This window comes from Bordetella petrii, assembly GCF_000067205.1.
In the GTDB taxonomy this organism is placed as follows: domain Bacteria; phylum Pseudomonadota; class Gammaproteobacteria; order Burkholderiales; family Burkholderiaceae_B; genus Bordetella_A; species Bordetella_A petrii.
The window spans coordinates 2936939-2954004 of the sequence record NC_010170.1 but is presented as its reverse complement, the minus strand read 5'-3'; the positions used below and the strand labels follow the sequence as shown (position 1 = coordinate 2954004).

Genomic DNA, 17066 nt, shown 5'->3' with positions numbered 1-17066 from the left:
CCAGGCATTCGGCGCGCATGCTGGCAGATGACCTTGCCAGGTGTCTGACTCCCGCAGGGTGTCAGACACCGAATGCGTCCGTGCCGTCTCCGCGCAGTCCTAGCGGGCAGGGCGGGCCGGCAGCACCCGCAGTTCGGCGCTGACCTGTTCCGGGGCGGGCCCTCGCGTCTGGTAGCGCACTTCCCAGGCCAGCGTATCGGCGCCCGCCTGGTTCGCCCGGTAACGCACCTGGGCTACCGGTGCGGCCACGGTTGCGCAACGGCCGGCCTGCACGGCTTGTTGTTGGATATGTACGACAGTGACCCGGCCCAGCGCCGGCTGGGCAGTGATCCGCACGCGCGGGGCCTGCAGCGCCAGGCATCCGGCCGGGCGAATTTCGTAATAGCTGGCCAGCAGCACGTCCTGCCCGACAGTGGCCGATATCGATATATCGGCTGCCGCGGCGCTTGTAACGCACAGACACGAGAACAAAAGGGGCCAGATTGCCCTGCCGGGCGGCAGCAGTATCATGAAGAGAACCAATTTATGCGAACAATGGTCAGGCAAAAGCCACATTTTGCCAGCCAAAATGTAGCAAAATGTATAATCCGCCTTGGTTTTTCCGCGTGGGCCCCCGCATTTACACAGCGTGTAGCGGGCTGCGCGGGCTGCTGTTCCGGGTGCTTTCAGGGCTGCGCGCAGGCTTCAATATGCGGGCTTAGTCCTTGATTTGTCATTGAAAACTATTTTGAAACCAGGCTGTCATAAGCAAACCAGGTAGGCTAAACTGCCTGCCATTCTTCAAGCGAGGCTCGCAAAAAGCTATATGGATCAATTCCTCTCCTTCCTCTCCGGCGGCTTCTCCCAAGCCAGCTGGTGGCAGATCGTCCTGTACACGCTGGCGCTGACGCACGTCACCATCGTGTCGGTCACGGTCTTCCTGCACCGCAGCCAGGCGCACCGCGGGCTGGATCTGCACCCGGCGGTCATGCATTTCTTCCGGTTCTGGCTCTGGATGACTACCGGCATGGTCACGAAGGAATGGGTTGCCATCCACCGCAAGCACCACGCCAAGTGCGAAAAAGAGGGCGACCCTCATTCGCCCATGCTGTTCGGCATCTGGAAAGTGCTGTTCCGCGGCGCCGAGCTGTACCGCCTCGAGTCGGCCAATAAAGAAACCATGGCCAAGTTTGGTCACGGCACCCCCGACGACTGGCTCGAGCGCAACCTGTATTCCAAGCACAGCCTGATGGGCGTGATGATCATGTTGGCCATCGACGTTGCTCTGTTCGGCGCCATCGGCCTTACCGTGTGGGCCGTGCAAATGGCCTGGATTCCGTTCTGGGCGGCCGGCGTGGTCAACGGCATCGGCCACTACTGGGGCTACCGCAACTACAACAGCCCCGACACCAGCACCAACGTGTTCCCGTGGGGCATCGTCATCGGCGGCGAAGAACTGCACAACAACCACCACGCCCATGGCACCTCGGCCAAGTTCTCGGCCAAGTGGTACGAATTCGACATCGGCTGGTGCTACATCAGCGTGCTGAAGTTCTTCGGCCTGGCCAAGATCAAAAAGGTCGCGCCCAAGCTCAAGCTCGAATCCAGCGCCAAGGCCATCGACCTGCGCACCCTGCAGGGCGTCATCACGCACCGCTACGAAGTCATGGCTCGCTACGCCGACATCGTCAAGTCGGCCGTGCGCGAAGAACTCGACAAGCTCAAGCCCGCGCAGGGCGAGGCCCTGTCGCGCCTGCAGCGCGTGCGCCGCTGGCTGCACCGCAACGAAGAAGTCCTGCAGCCCGAGCAGCGCGCCGAGGTCGACCAGGCCATCGCGCAGAACCAGTCGCTGTCCACGCTGGTGCAAATGCGCCGTGAACTGGGCCGCCTGTGGGAAAGCTCCAGCGCGAGCAGCGAGCAACTGTTGCACGATCTGCAGGCCTGGTGCCAGCGCGCCCAGCAAAGCGGCATCGCCGGGCTCGAGCAATTCGCCCTTCGCCTTAGCCGCTACGCGGCATGATGCTAGAGCAGCTCAACCCTGAACAACGCGCCGCTGTAACGCTCGAACCGCAGCATGCCCTGGTCCTGGCCGGGGCAGGCAGCGGCAAGACCCGGGTCCTCACCACTCGCATGGCCTGGCTGATTCAAACCGGCCAGGCCAGTCCATTTGGGCTGTTGGCCGTCACCTTCACCAACAAGGCGGCGCGCGAGATGTTGGCGCGCATGTCGGCCATGCTGCCCATCGACACGCGTGGGCTCTGGATCGGCACTTTCCACGGGCTGTGCAACCGCATGCTGCGCGCCCACCACCGTGACGCGGGCCTGCCGCAAACCTTCCAGATTCTCGACACCACCGATCAATTGGCCGCCATCAAGCGCCTGCTGAAGGCTAACGGCATCGACGACGAAAAATACCCGCCGCGCGATGTGCAGCGCTTCATCAACGGCGCCAAGGAAGACGGCCTGCGCCCCGGCGACGTCGAAGCCCACGACAGCCACCGCCGCCGCCTGATTGAAATCTACCAGCTGTACGAGGCCCAGTGCCAGCGCGAAGGCGTGGTCGATTTCGCCGAGTTGCTGCTGCGCGCGTACGAACTGCTGTCGCGCAACGCGCCCGTGCGCGAACACTACCAGCGGCGCTTCCGGCACATTCTGGTCGACGAATTCCAGGACACCAACACCCTGCAGTACAAGTGGCTGCGGCTGCTGGCAGGAGGTGGCGCGTCCATTTTCGCGGTGGGCGACGACGACCAGTCCATTTACGCGTTTCGCGGCGCCAATGTCGGCAACATGGCCGACTTCGAGCGCGAATACGCGCGCGGCACGGTTATCCGGCTGGAACAGAACTACCGCTCGTACGGCCATATCCTGGATTCGGCCAATGCGCTCATCGGCCATAACAGCGGACGCCTGGGCAAGAATCTCTGGACCGAACAGGGCGAAGGCGAGCCCGTGCGCGTCATCGAGCAGCCGTCCGATGGCATCGAGGCGCAATGGCTGGTCGACGAAGTACGCTCGCTGATCAACGAAGGCAGCCTGCGCCGCGAGATCGCCGTGCTGTATCGCAGCAACGCTCAATCGCGCGTGCTCGAGCATGCGCTGTTCTCGGCCGGCATCCCGTACAAGGTATATGGCGGCTTGCGCTTTTTCGAGCGCCAGGAAATCAAGCATGCGCTGGCGTACCTGCGCTTGATGGCCAATCCTGATGACGATACGTCCTGGATGCGCGTGGTCAATTTCCCTACGCGTGGCATTGGCGCGCGTACGCTCGAGCAGCTTACCGACGCGGCGCGCGCGCAGGACACCAGCCTGTTCGGCGCGGTGGCGCGCGTGGCGGGCAAGGGCGGCGCCAATCTCGCGCAGTTCGCCCAGCTGATCGGCCGCATGGCCCACGACACCCGCGATCTGCCGCTGCCCGAATTGGTCGAGCACATGCTCGACGCCAGCGGACTGGTGGCCCACTATAAAACCGAGCGTGAAGGCGCCGAGCGCCTGGAAAACCTCAACGAACTGATCACAGCCGCGGCAGTGTTCGCCTCGGAAGAGAACTTCGACGGCCTGCCCGCCGGACGCGTTCCCGACCTGGGCGCCGACGTGCCGCCTGACGGGCTGACGCCGCTGGCCGCCTTCCTGGCCCACGCCGCCCTCGAGGCAGGCGACAACCAGGCGCAGGCAGGCCAGGACGCCGTCCAACTGATGACCGTGCACGCGGCCAAGGGCTTGGAATTCGACGCCGTGTTCATCACGGGCCTCGAAGAGGGCCTGTTCCCCCACGAAAACAGTCTGCTTGAACCGGCGGGCCTGGAAGAAGAGCGGCGCCTGATGTACGTGGCGATCACGCGGGCGCGCCAGCGGCTTTACCTGAGCCTGGCGCAAAGCCGCATGCTGCATGGCCAGACACGCTACGCCATGCGTTCGCGGTTCCTGGACGAAATCCCCGAGCAGCACCTGAAATGGCTCACTCCGCGCGCCGGCGTTGCCCATGCCCATGCGGGGTTTGGCGAGTCGGGCACCTGGAGCGGCCGTGGCGACGCCTTCGGGCGCAGGCCGACCGGCATCATTGCTCCCCGCGCGCCGCGTGGCGTTGCCAGCGGCGTCACGGTGGGCGACCGGCAGTATCGTATCGGGCAGGGCGTGCGGCATGCCCGATTCGGCGACGGTACCATCATCGGCCTGAGCGGCTCCGGCCAGGATGCCCAGGCGCAGATCCAGTTCCGCGATGTCGGCGCCAAGACCCTGGCGCTGGGCATCGCCAAGCTGGATATCATCCAGGGATGACCATCATGAGCGCTGGCGATGCAACTCAATCCGAACTGGCTGCGCTGCGCGCCGAAATCGACGAAATCGACCAGCAGATCATGCTGCTGCTCGGCGTGCGCTTTCGTTGCACCGACATGATCGGCGAATTGAAGCAGGCAAGCGGCCTGGACCCGGCCGACCCCGAACGGGCCGCGCAGCAGCTCGAGCGCATCCGCCACCTGGCCATCGACGCCGGCGTGCCCCCCGACCTGGCGGCCACGATTCTGCGTGCCATCATCGACACGGTGGTCGATCACCAGCGCCAGCAGCGCGAACGCCCTTATTCCTGAAGCGCGGCAGGTCTACAGCAGCACGTAGACCATGCCGTTCTCGATCTTCACCGGGTAGCTGCGTATATCCTGCTTCAGCGGCGCGCACAGAGCCTTGCCGGTGCGCACGTCGAAACGCCCCTGATGCAGCGGGCATTCGATTTCATGGCCTTCCAGAAACCCGTCGCACAGGCGCGCCAGGCCGTGGGTACAGAGGTTGTCGGTGGCGTAAACGGCATCGCCCACGGCATACAGGGCAAGCTCGCGGCCCGCGGTTTCGCAGGGCGTAACATCGTCGGGGGCCAGTTCGCTGTGCGGTACGGCTTCGGTCCAACAGGCGGTGGCGGTGGGCAGGGCGGTCGCGTCCGGCATGGGCGGCTCCTAGAGCGGATAAATCAATGAGTTGGGGATCAGTTCGCTGTCGAAGATGCATTGCCGCGACGCGAATTTCAGGCCCTGCGGCGTGCGCCGGATGATGTCCAGATAGCGCCCCACATTGAACACCGTGGTGGGTTGGCTGGGCTTGGTGCGAAACACTGCGTAGCTGGCCTCGGCTTCGATGTGCTCATTGTCGGCCGACAGGATTCTGGGGGCGCCGATCACATGGCGCTGGTAGTACGGGTCGTGGAAAATGGTCTCGCTGATGGCGTACACCCGGTCGAGCAGCATCGCCTTGCTTTCAAATGCCAGGGTGGCCAGGGGAAAGCCGCGCTCGTGGTTTTCGCGCGGCACGATGCGGTAGACGCACTCGTCGGTGAAGAACCCGGGCCATTGCTGCCATTGCCCGGCGTCCAGCGCGGCCGCGTAGTCGGTGTAAAGGCGCAATAGCGCCTGGTAAGTCTGAAAATCCACCATGCCTTCAGGCCTCCATGACGCGCCGCCAGTACGCGTACATGCCGCGTATCAGCGTCTCGGTCACCATGTGTTCGGTGTTTTCCACCGTGCGCCCGCCCAGTTCGGCCAGCGCGCGGTGCTGCGGCTTCTGTTTGAACCCCGCCTGCGACAGTTCGATGACTTCGCCGTCGTCGGCCGACACGAAGCCGGCCGGCCCGAACAGATTGGCCTGGCGCAATCGGCGGCGCGTCATTTCGGGTGTGTCGTCGGCAAAGCCGAAATGGGTCCAGACGAAATCGAAGGCGTCGTGCCCCACCGGCTGGATGTGGCGCGTCGATAGCGAATTCACCTGCTGCTGGATGATCAGGCTGGGAAACAGCGTCATCAGCACCGCCGTGGGGCCATTCCACCAGGGCTCGGGCACGATATCCAGAAAGCGGTCGTCGTTGAGCTGCATTTGTTCTTTGAAGCTGGCCACGCCTTGCGTTACCGCCCCTTTCATGCCGCCCTGGCCGCGCGTGGAAATCATCGCGGCGTGTCGAAAGTGCGGGTCCATTTTCAATTGCGAGCGGTTGTCGGCGCGCCACAGGCCGAACGTGACGAACCAGGTGTGCAGCAGGCCGGGATGGTAGGGGTCTTTGATGTTCTCCTGCATCAGCTTCCAGTTGCCGGCGATGCGCTGGCGGCTGTAGCCGTGCACCACCAGCTCGCGCCCGTCGAACACGCGGTCGAAGTAATGCAGGATGTCGGCGCCCAGGAAATCCTCCAGCGGCTCGACCTGGTGGTCGAACGACGCAAACACCACACCATGCCGGCAGGCCACCGCCAGCTGGTTCAGGCCGTGTTCGGCCGGGTCGAAATCCGGCGGCATGCCGCCGTTGACGCGCCCGTCCTGCTTGACGCCGCGTCGTAGCGGCACGCCGATCAGGCGGCCTTGCAGGTCATAGTTCCATTGATGGTAGGGGCACACGAATTCGCTGCGATGCCCGGCCCGCTCGCGGCAGAATTGCACGCCCCGGTGAGCGCACAGGTTCTCCAGCACGCGCACCGCGCCATCGGCGTCGCGCACCAGAATCACCGACCGTTCGCCAATGGAGGTGCGCTTGAAATCACCGGGCCGCGGAATCTCGGCCTCTAGGCCCACATAGTTCCAGTGCCCCTGGTAGAAAAAACGCTGCATTTCGCGTGCGTGCAGCGACGCATCGGTGTACACGCCGAACGGAATCCGGCTGGAGCCGTTGTCCGGCCAGGCGATGCGGGCCTCGGGCGGCGTGACGGGGCTCATCGGGCGCTCCGGCTACAGGGCAGGGCGGCGGGCGGCACGGCTTGGGCAGGCATGGCGTCTCTCTCCATTTGTGGTGTTATGCGGCCATGATCGTGCGCACCGGCAAATTAATAAATAGAATTCGCTGAATAAGCAAAATCACCATAATCAATAATAGTGGGAGACATGCATGAACCTGAAAGACGTCGACTTGAACCTGCTGGTCGTGTTCGACGAATTGCTCAAGCAAGGCAGTGTGTCGGGCGCCGCGGCCAGCCTGGGCGTATCGCAGCCCGGCGTCAGCAACGCGCTGAACCGGCTGCGCCGCCTGCTGGGCGACGAACTGTTCCTGCGCACGTCGCGCGGCATGGTGCCCACGCCTTATGCCGACGCTCTGGCCGAGCCGCTCGCAGGGGCGCTCGACGCCATTCGCGATACGCTCAATGCGCGCGCCGCCTTCGATCCGGCCAGTAGCCGGCGCGCTTTTGTCATCGGTGTCAGCGATGTGGGCGAGACCTATTTTCTGCCGCGCCTGATGCGCCGCCTGGGCCAACTGGCCCCTGGCGTCACCATCCGCACGGCCCGCACCACCTCACTGGACGTGAAAGATGAAATGGAGCGCGGCCGCATCGACCTGGCCATGGGCTTTCTGCCTGCGCTCAAGAGCGGCTTCTTCCAGCGCCGCCTGTTCCGCCAGCCCTACGTATGCCTGTTCCGGCGCGGACATCCGCTGGCGGGCGGCGCCGTGTCGCTGCGCCAGTTCCGCGCGGCCGAGCACGTGGCCATTCTGGCCGAAGGCACGGGTCACGGCGTGGTGGACGAGATCATGCAGCGCGCCGCGGTGGCCCGCCGCATACGGCTGACGGTCCCGCATTTCATGGCCGTGGGGCCGGTGCTGCAAAGCACCGACATGATCGCCGTGGTGCCGCTGCGGTTCGCCGATTGTGTGTGCGAGCCGTTCGGCCTGGTGGCCGCGGCCTGCCCGGTGAAGATTCCCGAGTCGGTAATCAATGTGTTCTGGCATGCCCGCAATCACCGCGAGGCCGCCAACCAGTGGCTGCGCCAGAACATTGTCGAGGTGTTCGGGGAATAGGAATCTACTGAATGTCTTCCAACGCTTCCTGCAATTCCAGCCAGCGTTCTTCCAGCAACTGCATGTGTTTGCCGAGCTCGCCGTGCTCGGCCATGACCTGCTGGCGTTCGGCGCGGCGCGCATCGGAATACAGGTCGGCATCGGCGATGATGTCGTCGAGCTTCTGCAGGGCGGCGCGGGTTTTTTCCATGCCCGCCTCGACCTTGGCCAGTTCGGCTTCCAGCGGTTTGCGCAGGGTGGCCAGCCGCTGGCGCTGTTCGGCTTCGAGCCGCCGCTGCGCCTTGCGGTTCACTGTCTCGGTCGCGCCAGCGGGTTCCCGGGCGGCCGCGTCGGCCGCCTTTTCTTCGGCGTTGCGCGCCGCCAGCCAGTCCCGGTAGTCTTCCAGGTCGCCGTCGAATTCACGCACGGCGCCGTCGGCCACGATCCAGAAACTGTCGACGGTGGTGCGCAGCAGGTGTCGGTCGTGCGACACCAGCAGCATGCTGCCGGAAAATTCAGCCAGGGCCGCGGCCAGCGCTTCGCGCGTTTCGACGTCAAGGTGGTTGCTGGGTTCGTCCAGCAGCAACAGATTGGGTTTTTGCCACACGATCAGCGCCAGCGCCAGGCGGGCTTTTTCTCCGCCCGACATCGGCCCCACCAAGCCGGTGGCGGCATCGCCTGAAAAGCCGAAGCCGCCCAGGTAGTTACGCAGCTCCTGTTCGCGCGTGTCGGGCGCCAGCCTGGCCAAGTGGGCCAGGGGCGTCGCATCCAGGTCCAGCATGTCGAGCTGGTGCTGGTGGAAGTAGCCAATGGCCAGTCCGCGCGACGCGCGTCGTTCCCCAGCCTGCACCGGCAGCTCCTCGGCCAGTGTCTTGATCAACGTGCTCTTGCCGGCGCCGTTGGCGCCCAGCACGCCGATGCGGCTGCCGGCGCGCACCATCAGCGTCACGTCGCGCAAGATAGGCACGGCCTGGCCTGCCGCGTCGGTGTAGCCGGCCGACAGGTGCTCCAGCGCCAGCAGCGGGTCGGGCATGTGATCGGGCGACGGGATGCGGATGTCGATGCCGGCTTCCGCATGCAGCGGCGCCAGGGCCTCCATGCGCGCCAGGGCCTTCACACGGCTTTGCGCCTGCTTGGCCTTGCTGGCCTTGGCCTTGAAGCGATCGATGAAGCCCTGCAGGCGCGCCGCCTCGCGCGCCTGCCGCTCGTGCGCCAGGTTGGTCTGGCGCAGGCGCTCGGCGCGCTGCGTCAGGAAGTCCTGGTAGCCGCCGCGATAGCGCACCAGCTTGCCATGGTCGAAATGCAGGATCGCCCGCGCCACGGCATCCAGGAACTCGGTGTCATGCGAAATCAGCAGCACCGTGCCGGAATAGGCAGCCAGCCATTTTTCCAGCCACAGCATCGCATCCAGGTCGAGGTGGTTGGTGGGCTCGTCGAGCAGCAGCAGATCGGACGGCGCCATCAGCGCGCGGGCCAGCGCCAGGCGCATGCGCCAGCCGCCCGAGAAGCTGGCCACCGGCTGCATCCACTCGTGCGGCTTGAAGCCCAGGCCAGCCAGCAATTGTTCGGCGCGCGACGCGGCGCTCCAGGCGCCGGCCTCGACCAGGGCCGATTCGGCTTCGGCGATCTGCGTGCCCTGGTCGTCGCGCAGGGCCGCGCGCTGGGCCTGCAGGTGCCGCAAGTGGGTGTCGCCGTCAATCACGAACTCGCGCGCGGGTTGGGCGTCGGCAGCCAGTTCCTGCTGCACGCTGGCAATGCGCCAGCCGGCCGGCAGGTCGATATTGCCGGCGTCGAGGTCCAGCGCGCCGGTCAGCAGCGCGAACAGCGACGACTTGCCGGCGCCGTTCTTGCCGACGATGCCGACGCGCTCGCCGGGATGCACGACGAAGTCCGCGCCGTCGAGCAGCACCTTGGTGCCGCGGCGCAGGGTCAATCCAGAAGCACGTATCACGGAAAGGTAAGGTCCAGAAGCCTGTAGGTACTGAAAAAAAGCGGGGGCGGAACCGGCTCTAGGCCAATTGCTCGCGGGCCAGCAGCAGGATCTGGTCGCTGGCGGCCTCGGTGTCCAGCCACACGGGCTGCAATTGCGGGAAGGCCGCCTCGAAGTGTGGGCGCTCATGGCCGATTTCCAGCACCAGCACGCCCTGGGGCGCCAGGTAGCGGGGCGCGGCTGCCAGGATGCGTCGCACCAGGTCCATGCCGTCGGCGCCGCCGGCCAGCGCCAGGGCGGGCTCGTGGCGGTATTCGTCGGGCAGGGCGGCCATCGAGGCGCTGTTCACGTAGGGGGGATTGCAGACGATGACATCGTAGGCGGCCGCCGGCAGTTGGTCGAACAGGTCGCTGCGGTGCAGCGTCAGCCGGTCCTGCAGGCCGTAGTCGGCCACGTTGCGCCGCGCCACCTCCAGCGCATCGGGCGATACATCGACCGCATCCACCCGGGCATCGGAAAATGCCAGGGCTGCCAGGATGGCGAGGCAGCCCGAGCCCGTGCACATGTCCAGCACCGCCCGCACCGATTCGGGCTCGACCCAGGGCGCCAGGCCCTGGTCGAGCAGTTCGGCGATGGGCGAGCGCGGCACGATGACGCGCTCATCGACGTAGAAGCGATGGCCGCACAGCCACGCTTCGCGGGTCAGGTAGGCGGCAGGCTGCCGCTCGGCCACGCGCCGGTCCAGCAGGTCGAGCACGCGCGCGCGCTCGTCGGGCAGGACGCGGGCATCCAGGAAGGGGTCGAGCGTGTTCAGCGGCAGGTGGAGCGTGTGCAGCACCAGGTACACGGCCTCGTCCCAGGCGTTGTCGCTGCCGTGGCCCAGCGCGACGCCGGACTCGCGCAGGCGCGACACGCCATAGCGGATCAGGTCGCGCAGCGTCTGCAGTTCGGGGCGGGAAGATGTAGGCATGGCAGGGTCAGCGCGGCAGCAGCAGGTTTTCCAGCGTGCGCCGGTAAATGTTCTTCAGGGGCTCCAGCGACGCCAGCTCGATGCGCTCGTTCACCTTGTGGATGGTGGCGTTGCATGGGCCGAACTCGATGACCTGCGGGCAGATCTTGGCGATGAAGCGGCCGTCGGAAGTGCCGCCGGTGGTCGACAGCTCGGCCGCCACTCCGGTTTCGGCGCGGATGGCAGCGACCAGCGCATCGGTCAGCGGGCCGCGCGGGGTCAGGAAGGGCTCGCCGCCCAGTTCCCAGTCCAGCTCGTATTCCAGGCCGTGCTTGTCGAGCAGCGCATGCACGCGCTGCTTGAGGCCTTCGGGCGTGCTGGCCGTAGAGAAACGGAAGTTGAACAGCACCACGGCTTCGCCCGGCACCACATTGGTGGCGCCCGTGCCGGCCCGCAGGTTGGACACCTGGAAAGTGGTGGGCGGGAAGTACTCGTTGCCGCGATCCCATTCGGTGGCCGCCATTTCGGCCAGGGCGGGCGCCAGTTGGTGCACCGGGTTGCGCGCCAGGTGCGGATAAGCGACGTGGCCCTGGATTCCCTTGACGGTAAGGCGGCCCGACAGCGAGCCGCGTCGGCCGTTCTTGCAGGTATCGCCCAGTACGTCGCCGGACGTCGGCTCGCCCACGATGCAGTAGTCGGGCTGCTCGCCGCGCGCGCGCAGTTCATCGCAGACGATGACCGTGCCATCGACCGCCGGGCCTTCTTCGTCGGAAGTGAGCAGCAGGGCGATCGAGCCGTCGTGGCCAGGATGGGCCGCCGTGAATTCCTCGGCCGCCACCACGAACGCGGCGATCGAGCTTTTCATGTCGGCCGCGCCGCGGCCATACAGGTAGCCGTCGCGTTCAGTGGGCACGAACGGATCGCTGTCCCATTTGTCGCGCGGGCCGGGAGGCACGACATCGGTGTGGCCGGCGAACACCACCAGTGGCCCCGCGTTGCCGCGCCGGGCCCACAGGTTGGTGACGTCGCCGCGCGCGATGGTTTCGCAGCGGAAGCCCGCGTGCTCCAGGCGCTGTGCCAGCAACAGCTGGCAGTCGACGTCGTCGGGCGTGACGGAAGGGCGGGCGATCAGCTCGCGCACGAGCGCGAGTACGGCGCTGTCGGCAGTCATCAGGCCCTCAGCAGGTCGTTGATGCTGGTCTTGGCGCGGGTCTGGGCGTCGACGCGCTTGACGATCACGGCGCACACCAGGCTGTGCGAGCCGTCTTCGGACGGCAGCGAGCCGGGCACCACCACCGAGCCCGACGGCACGCGGCCATAGGTGACCTTGCCGGTGGCGCGATCGTAGATCTTGGTGCTTTGCGACAGGAACACGCCCATCGCCAGCACCGAGTTTTCTTCCACGACCACGCCTTCGACGACTTCCGAGCGCGCGCCGATGAAGCAGTTGTCTTCGATGATGGTGGGGTTGGCCTGCAGCGGCTCGAGCACGCCGCCGATGCCCACGCCGCCCGACAGGTGCACGTTCTTGCCGATTTGCGCGCACGAGCCCACGGTGGCCCAGGTGTCGACCATGGTGCCTTCGTCGACATAGGCGCCGATGTTCACGTACGACGGCATCAGCACCACGTTGCGGGCGATGAAGGCGCCGCGGCGCGCCACGGCCGGCGGCACCACGCGGTAGCCGCCGTGCTGGAAGGCGGTGTCGCCGTATTCGGCGAACTTGAGGGGTACCTTGTCGTAGAACTGCATGGGAGCCTGGCCCATGATGGCATTGTCTTGCAGCCGGAACGACAGCAGCACCGCCTTTTTGATCCACTGGTGCACGATCCAGCCAGCCTCAGTCTTCTCGGCCACGCGCAGGCGGCCCAGGTCCAGCGCGGCGATGGTTTGTTCGACCGCTTCGCGCACTTCCGCGGTGGCGTCGACGGGCGACAGGTTGGTCCGGTTTTCCCAGGCGTTTTCAATGGTGGTCTGCAGATCGAGAGTCATGACGGCTCAGCTATTCAAAAGGTTGATCAAAGCGTAGTGCGGGCAAACTGGGCAATGCGGCCGGCGGCTTCGACGCATTGCGCCAGCGGCGCCACCAGCGCGATACGGATGCGGCCCTGGCCGGGATTGGTTCCATGCGCTTCGCGCGCCAGGAAGCTGCCGGGCAGGACGGTTACGCCGGTGCGGGCGTAGAGGTCGCGGGCAAATGCCGTGTCCGGGCCGGGCACGGGCACCCACAGGTAGAACGAAGCCTGCGGGTACTCGACATCGAGCACCGGCTGCAATTGCGGCACGACCGCGGCGAATTTCTCGCGGTACAGGGCGCGGTTCTCGCGCACGTGCGTTTCGTCGTTCCAGGCGGCAATGCTGGCCGCCGACACGATGGGGCTCATGGCGCTGCCATGATACGTACGGTACAGCAGGAAGCGGGCCATCAGGGCAGCGTCGCCGGCCACGAAGCCCGAGCGCAGCCCGGGCACGTTCGAGCGCTTGGACAGGCTGGAAAACACCACCAGGTTCTTGTAGTCGTCGCGCCCCAGGCGGCGGGCCGCCTGCAGCGCGCCGAGCGGCGCATTGCCTTCGTCGAAATAGATTTCGGAATAGCACTCGTCAGAGGCAATGGCGAAGCCATGGCGGTCAGACAGCTCGAACAGCGCCCGCCAGTCGTCGAGCGACATCACGTTGCCGGCCGGGTTGCCGGGCGAGCACACAAACACCAGCTGGGTGCGCTGCCAGACGCCGGCGGGCACGCTCTGCCAGTCGCAGCCGAAATTGCGGGCCGGATCGGCGTTGACGTAATGGGGCTGGGCGCCGGCCAGTAGCGCCGCGCCTTCGTAGATCTGGTAGAACGGATTCGGGCACACCACCAGGGGTTGGTTGGCGCTGGCGTCGACCACGGTCTGGGCGAACGCGAACAGCGCCTCGCGCGAGCCCAGCACCGGCAGCACCTGGGTGTCGGCATCGGGGGCGGGGATGCTGTAGCGCCGTGCCAGCCACTGCGCAATGGCCGCGCGCAGCGCGGGCTCGCCCTTGGTGGCCGGATACACGGACAGGCCCGCGAGCTTGTCGCACAGCGCCTGCGCCACGCAGGCGGGCGCGGCGTGCTTGGGCTCGCCGATCGACAGATCGATGGGCGCCAGGCCGTCGGGCGCGGGGCCGGCCGATTCGAGCAGCGCGCGCAGTTTTGTGAAGGGATAGGGATGCAGGGCATCGAGACGCGGGTTCATGGCGCACGATTTTAGCAAGCAAGCTACAATATCGGGCTTGGCTTTGCGAAGGTGGCGAAATTGGTAGACGCACCAGGTTTAGGTCCTGACGCCGTAACAGGTGTGCGGGTTCGAGTCCCGCCCTTCGCACCAGTACATAGCCGCCCCGCCTGAGCGGGGCGGCGCTTCATCCGGCGCACATCGGCGCGCCTGCAGGGCATACCCGCACGGCATCCCTGCGCACAAACGGGACGGCCACCTTGCAACATTACGAGAATCTGTTCTGGGCCATGGCAGCCATCGTCGCGTTGGCCCTGGCGGGCGGAGCGCTGCTGGGGCGCTGTGCCGCGGTGGGCCGCAGCCTGGCCGGCGTGGCCGCGCTGGCGCTGGCCGTGCTGTTCGTGGTCGCCTGGTTGGCGGCCCGCGCCGGGCTGGGCGACATCGTGGCCCTGCTGGCGGTGGCCGCCTTCATGTTCTCGCTGGTCATCGGCGCCGCGGCCACCCTGGTATCGCGCAAGGTATGGCGCCGCCGGCTGCAGCGGCGTTCGCCGGCCGGGCCGGCCTGATCCGCCTCCTGGGGTCAGTTGTCGTCTTCGTCTTCTTCGTCCTCGTCGTCATCCTGCTGGTCGAGCGCATCGTGGCCTTTCCAGGTCAGGCGCCATGCCGCGCCCGCCAGGTCGCCATCGGGCGCAGCCGCCGCCGCAATCAGCCCGGCGTCGGCCAGGATGTCAAGGTGATGCGCGATCGACGCCGCGGGCGGCGCATCCGGCATGCTGGCGTGCACCGCCGCCTCGATGTCGGCCCGCGACAGCGCGGCGGTATCGGCATCGCGCAATTCGCCCAATATTGTCACCACCAGATCAAAATCCCGTTGCATGGCTATGGTCCTCCGGTTCTGTCTCGCCAGCCCACACCATACCAGCAGTGCCTGCGCTGCCGGGCCAAGACTGGTATAGTCGCGTCCCCGCGCACCTGAAGGATGCCCTGATCATGGAAATCACCAGCCGCCAAATCGCCGCCATCGCTGGCGGAGTTGCCCTGGAGACCACGCTGGACGGCGAACGCATCGACGCTTACGTGGTAACCGGCGTGTCGGACATCGAGGCCGTCGGCGACATCGTGCCGCGCGAAAAGGTCGAGGCCGGCGCCGACATCCATGTCGCGGCGGTAGACGCCGTCGAAACCGCCCAGGAGCAGGTCGACCAGGTGCTGGAAAACCTCAATCCCGGCGACGTGGCCGTGTTCCTGTGCGCCCACGAGGACGCGTATAACGCGGCTCTGGACCTGCTGGGCCTGCCAGTCGATTCCTGACAGCTCATGCGCGCGCAAGACCCCACGGCGCGCCAATAGTTCCAGGATCAACCGTGTGCCGTTGCGCTTTGTTGCATTATTGGCACGTATTTTTGAGGATTATGTTGACTTGTGAGGGGAACCTAACGATAGTGACGGCACACGATCTCAAGCGTTGCGATTTTCGTTCAGTGCAGTGCCTTTTCCGGCCAGCGTTATTGTTCTACTGTCCCCTCCTTGATTGATTCGTGACCCCCGGGCATTTGCCCATTATCTCTAGGAAATACAGTATGGAAACCGGCGTTGTTAAGTGGTTCAACTCGGAAAAAGGCTACGGCTTCATCACCCCGGAAGCGGGTGGCAAGGATTTGTTCGCGCATTTCTCGGAAATCCAGGCCAATGGCTTCAAGTCGCTGGAAGAAAACCAGCGCGTCAGCTTCGTGACGGCGAATGGCCCCAAGGGTCCGCAAGCAACGAAGATCCAGGTGCTGTAAGGCTCCCGGTTCTTTGAAAAAGCCCCTTCGGGGGCTTTTTTTATTGCCGTTTCGCCGCTGCCGCGGGCGCCCGGCTTGATTTAGGTTTGACGACTTTCGAGGTTCCCCCATACACTGGGCAAGCGAGATTTTCAAGCGACGCGGTCGTCACACCTGTCGCCGTCACTGGTACCCAGTTGCCTATCCCATCCTTGATCATCTGGCGTCCCGCGAGCAATCGCTACTCGAAGGTGAAGGACACGTTCATGGCAACAGGCATCGTCAAATGGTTCAACGCCGAAAAAGGCTACGGTTTCATCACACCCGATGATGGCAGCAAAGACCTTTTCGCGCACTATTCGGAAATCAGCAGCGAAGGCTACAAGTCGCTGCAAGAAAACCAGCGCGTGACGTTCGAAGTGGGGCAGGGGCCCAAGGGCCCCAGCGCCAAGAACATCAAAGTCTCGGCCTGACGCCGCGGCAACGCCGCAGTCAGGATGCGCCCCCGCCGGCCATGCGCCGACGGGGGCGTTTTGTCGTCCGGGCGCCGCAAACATGTCCAAAATATGTAAGTGAATTTCGCATTTGCGAGCATGTGTACAGAAAACAGGGGCGAGTCGGCGGGCATCGCTAGAATTGCCGCGCCCGCTCGCGTCGAGCGGTACACAGGAGATCATACGAATGAAGATGCGTTACGGCGTGGCCGCGCTCGCGCTGGTTCTGGCCCCATATTCTGCGTCGCAAGCCCTGGACATCGGCGGGCTCGTCGGCGCCGGCAGCAAGGTCGTCCAGGCGGCTACCCTGAGCGATGCCGAGATCAAGACGCTGTCCGACCAGGCTTGCGCCGCAAGCGACAAGCAGGAAAAGGTAGCCAAATCCGGCAGCAAGTACGATGCGCGCCTGCAGAAGCTCGCCAAGGCTCTGGGCACCAAAGTCAACGGGCAGCCGGCCAGCTACAAGGTCTACATCACGTCCGACGTCAACGCCTGGGCCATGGCCAATGGCTGCATCCGGGTCTACAGCGGCCTCATGGACATGATGACCGACGACGAACTGCAAGGCGTCATCGGCCACGAAATCGGCCATGTGGCGCTGGGCCACTCCAAGAAAGCCATGCAGACCGCCTACACGGTCTCGGCGGCGCGCGACGCGGCCAGCGCGGCGGGTGGCAACGCGGTGGCGGCGCTCAGCGCGTCGCAACTGGGCGACCTGACCGAAAAATTCATCAACGCGCAATTCTCGCAATCGCAGGAAAGCGCCGCCGACGACTATTCGTTCGACCTGCTGCAGGCCAAAAAACTGAATACCCGGGGCCTGGTCACGGCCTTCGAGAAGCTGGCCAAGCTCGATGGCGGCAAGAGCGACATGATGAGCTCCCATCCGTCCTCGACCAAGCGCGCCAAGCACATTGAAGACCGGATCGCCGCGGGCAAGTAAACCCCACGGCGGTACCCGCGAGGCGCCGCCCTTGGGGACTTCCCCAGGGCCGGCGCCCCGCTTGCGCAGGGGC

19 protein-coding genes and 1 tRNA gene are annotated in these 17066 nt (G+C 65.5%); 10 read left to right on the top strand and 10 right to left on the bottom strand.

The features are described 5' to 3' along the window. Positions 1-99: 99 nt before the first annotated feature. Positions 100-510, bottom strand: coding sequence for a hypothetical protein (locus BPET_RS14240; RefSeq protein ID WP_231852599.1), 411 nt, complete (start codon positions 508-510; stop codon positions 100-102). A gap of 295 nt (positions 511-805) precedes the next feature. On the opposite strand from BPET_RS14240, the gene BPET_RS14235 reads away from it, so the two are divergent. The 3 genes from BPET_RS14235 to BPET_RS14225 are packed head-to-tail and all read left to right on the top strand — an operon-like array spanning position 806 to position 4568. Further along, entirely contained in the window at positions 806-1999 is a 1194-nt protein-coding gene (locus BPET_RS14235) for a DesA family fatty acid desaturase (protein WP_012249717.1), read from the top strand. Next, positions 1996-4257, top strand: coding sequence for a UvrD-helicase domain-containing protein (locus BPET_RS14230; RefSeq protein WP_041862925.1), 2262 nt, complete (start codon positions 1996-1998; stop codon positions 4255-4257). Before BPET_RS14235 ends, BPET_RS14230 begins: the two co-directional genes overlap by 4 nt. After that, positions 4254-4568: a chorismate mutase gene (locus BPET_RS14225; RefSeq protein WP_041862923.1), complete on the top strand. Its 315-nt coding sequence runs from the start codon at positions 4254-4256 to the stop codon at positions 4566-4568. Before BPET_RS14230 ends, BPET_RS14225 begins: the two co-directional genes overlap by 4 nt. A 12-nt stretch (positions 4569-4580) precedes the next feature. Here BPET_RS14225 and BPET_RS14220 read toward each other — a convergent pair whose 3' ends face one another. From BPET_RS14220 to BPET_RS14210, 3 genes are read right to left on the bottom strand one after another with little or no spacing between them, the layout of a single operon-like run. Further along, the gene (locus BPET_RS14220; protein WP_012249714.1) at positions 4581-4919 is read right to left on the bottom strand and encodes a non-heme iron oxygenase ferredoxin subunit; all 339 of its coding nucleotides are present in this window, start codon (positions 4917-4919) and stop codon (positions 4581-4583) included. Between the two features lie 9 nt (positions 4920-4928). Beyond that, on the bottom strand, positions 4929-5402 hold the full coding sequence (locus BPET_RS14215) for an aromatic-ring-hydroxylating dioxygenase subunit beta (protein WP_012249713.1): 474 nt from the start codon (positions 5400-5402) through the stop codon (positions 4929-4931). Between the two features lie 4 nt (positions 5403-5406). After that, positions 5407-6666, bottom strand: a complete 1260-nt coding sequence (locus BPET_RS14210; RefSeq protein ID WP_012249712.1) for an aromatic ring-hydroxylating dioxygenase subunit alpha — start codon at positions 6664-6666, stop codon at positions 5407-5409. A gap of 169 nt (positions 6667-6835) precedes the next feature. Here BPET_RS14210 and BPET_RS14205 point away from each other — a divergent pair, with 169 nt between their 5' ends. Continuing rightward, positions 6836-7738 carry a LysR family transcriptional regulator gene (locus tag BPET_RS14205; protein WP_012249711.1) on the top strand — a complete coding sequence of 301 codons (903 nt, stop codon included), beginning with the start codon at positions 6836-6838 and terminating at the stop codon, positions 7736-7738. 4 nt (positions 7739-7742) lie between these two features. Here BPET_RS14205 and BPET_RS14200 read toward each other — a convergent pair whose 3' ends face one another. Genes BPET_RS14200 through dapC form a run of 5 tightly spaced genes read right to left on the bottom strand, consistent with a single transcriptional unit; the run spans position 7743 to position 13814 of the window. Continuing rightward, the gene (locus tag BPET_RS14200; protein WP_081483006.1) at positions 7743-9668 is read right to left on the bottom strand and encodes an ABC-F family ATP-binding cassette domain-containing protein; all 1926 of its coding nucleotides are present in this window, start codon (positions 9666-9668) and stop codon (positions 7743-7745) included. 58 nt (positions 9669-9726) lie between these two features. Continuing rightward, entirely contained in the window at positions 9727-10617 is an 891-nt protein-coding gene (gene prmB / locus BPET_RS14195) for a 50S ribosomal protein L3 N(5)-glutamine methyltransferase (protein ID WP_012249709.1), read from the bottom strand. Positions 10618-10624: 7 nt separating this feature from the next. Continuing rightward, positions 10625-11767, bottom strand: coding sequence for a succinyl-diaminopimelate desuccinylase (gene dapE, locus BPET_RS14190; protein WP_012249708.1), 1143 nt, complete (start codon positions 11765-11767; stop codon positions 10625-10627). Then, on the bottom strand, positions 11767-12588 hold the full coding sequence (gene dapD / locus BPET_RS14185) for a 2,3,4,5-tetrahydropyridine-2,6-dicarboxylate N-succinyltransferase (protein ID WP_012249707.1): 822 nt from the start codon (positions 12586-12588) through the stop codon (positions 11767-11769). The genes dapE and dapD overlap by 1 nt, the downstream gene beginning before the upstream one ends. Positions 12589-12614: 26 nt before the next feature. After that, positions 12615-13814: a succinyldiaminopimelate transaminase gene (dapC, locus tag BPET_RS14180; protein WP_012249706.1), complete on the bottom strand. Its 1200-nt coding sequence runs from the start codon at positions 13812-13814 to the stop codon at positions 12615-12617. Positions 13815-13859: 45 nt separating this feature from the next. On the opposite strand from dapC, the gene BPET_RS14175 reads away from it, so the two are divergent. Both BPET_RS14175 and BPET_RS14170 read left to right on the top strand, forming a co-directional pair. Continuing rightward, a tRNA-Leu gene (locus BPET_RS14175) sits at positions 13860-13946 on the top strand. 137 nt (positions 13947-14083) lie between these two features. Beyond that, positions 14084-14359 (top strand): hypothetical protein, encoded by a 276-nt coding sequence (locus BPET_RS14170; RefSeq protein WP_012249705.1) that lies wholly within the window; start codon positions 14084-14086, stop codon positions 14357-14359. Positions 14360-14373: 14 nt separating this feature from the next. Here the strand turns inward: BPET_RS14170 and BPET_RS14165 are convergent, their stop codons facing one another. Further along, a complete protein-coding gene (locus tag BPET_RS14165) occupies positions 14374-14670 on the bottom strand; it encodes a DUF2513 domain-containing protein (protein ID WP_041862919.1) in 297 nt (98 codons plus the stop codon). Positions 14671-14783: 113 nt separating this feature from the next. Here BPET_RS14165 and BPET_RS14160 point away from each other — a divergent pair, with 113 nt between their 5' ends. The 4 genes from BPET_RS14160 to loiP all read left to right on the top strand — a co-directional run bounded on the left by BPET_RS14160 (position 14784) and on the right by loiP (position 16993). Further along, entirely contained in the window at positions 14784-15104 is a 321-nt protein-coding gene (locus BPET_RS14160) for a hypothetical protein (protein WP_041862917.1), read from the top strand. Positions 15105-15373: 269 nt separating this feature from the next. Beyond that, positions 15374-15577, top strand: a complete 204-nt coding sequence (locus BPET_RS14155; protein ID WP_012249703.1) for a cold-shock protein — start codon at positions 15374-15376, stop codon at positions 15575-15577. Positions 15578-15822: 245 nt separating this feature from the next. After that, a complete protein-coding gene (locus BPET_RS14150; protein WP_012249702.1) occupies positions 15823-16029 on the top strand; it encodes a cold-shock protein in 207 nt (68 codons plus the stop codon). 208 nt (positions 16030-16237) lie between these two features. Then, on the top strand, positions 16238-16993 hold the full coding sequence (gene loiP, locus BPET_RS14145) for a metalloprotease LoiP (protein ID WP_012249701.1): 756 nt from the start codon (positions 16238-16240) through the stop codon (positions 16991-16993). The last annotated feature ends 73 nt before the right edge of the window (positions 16994-17066 follow it).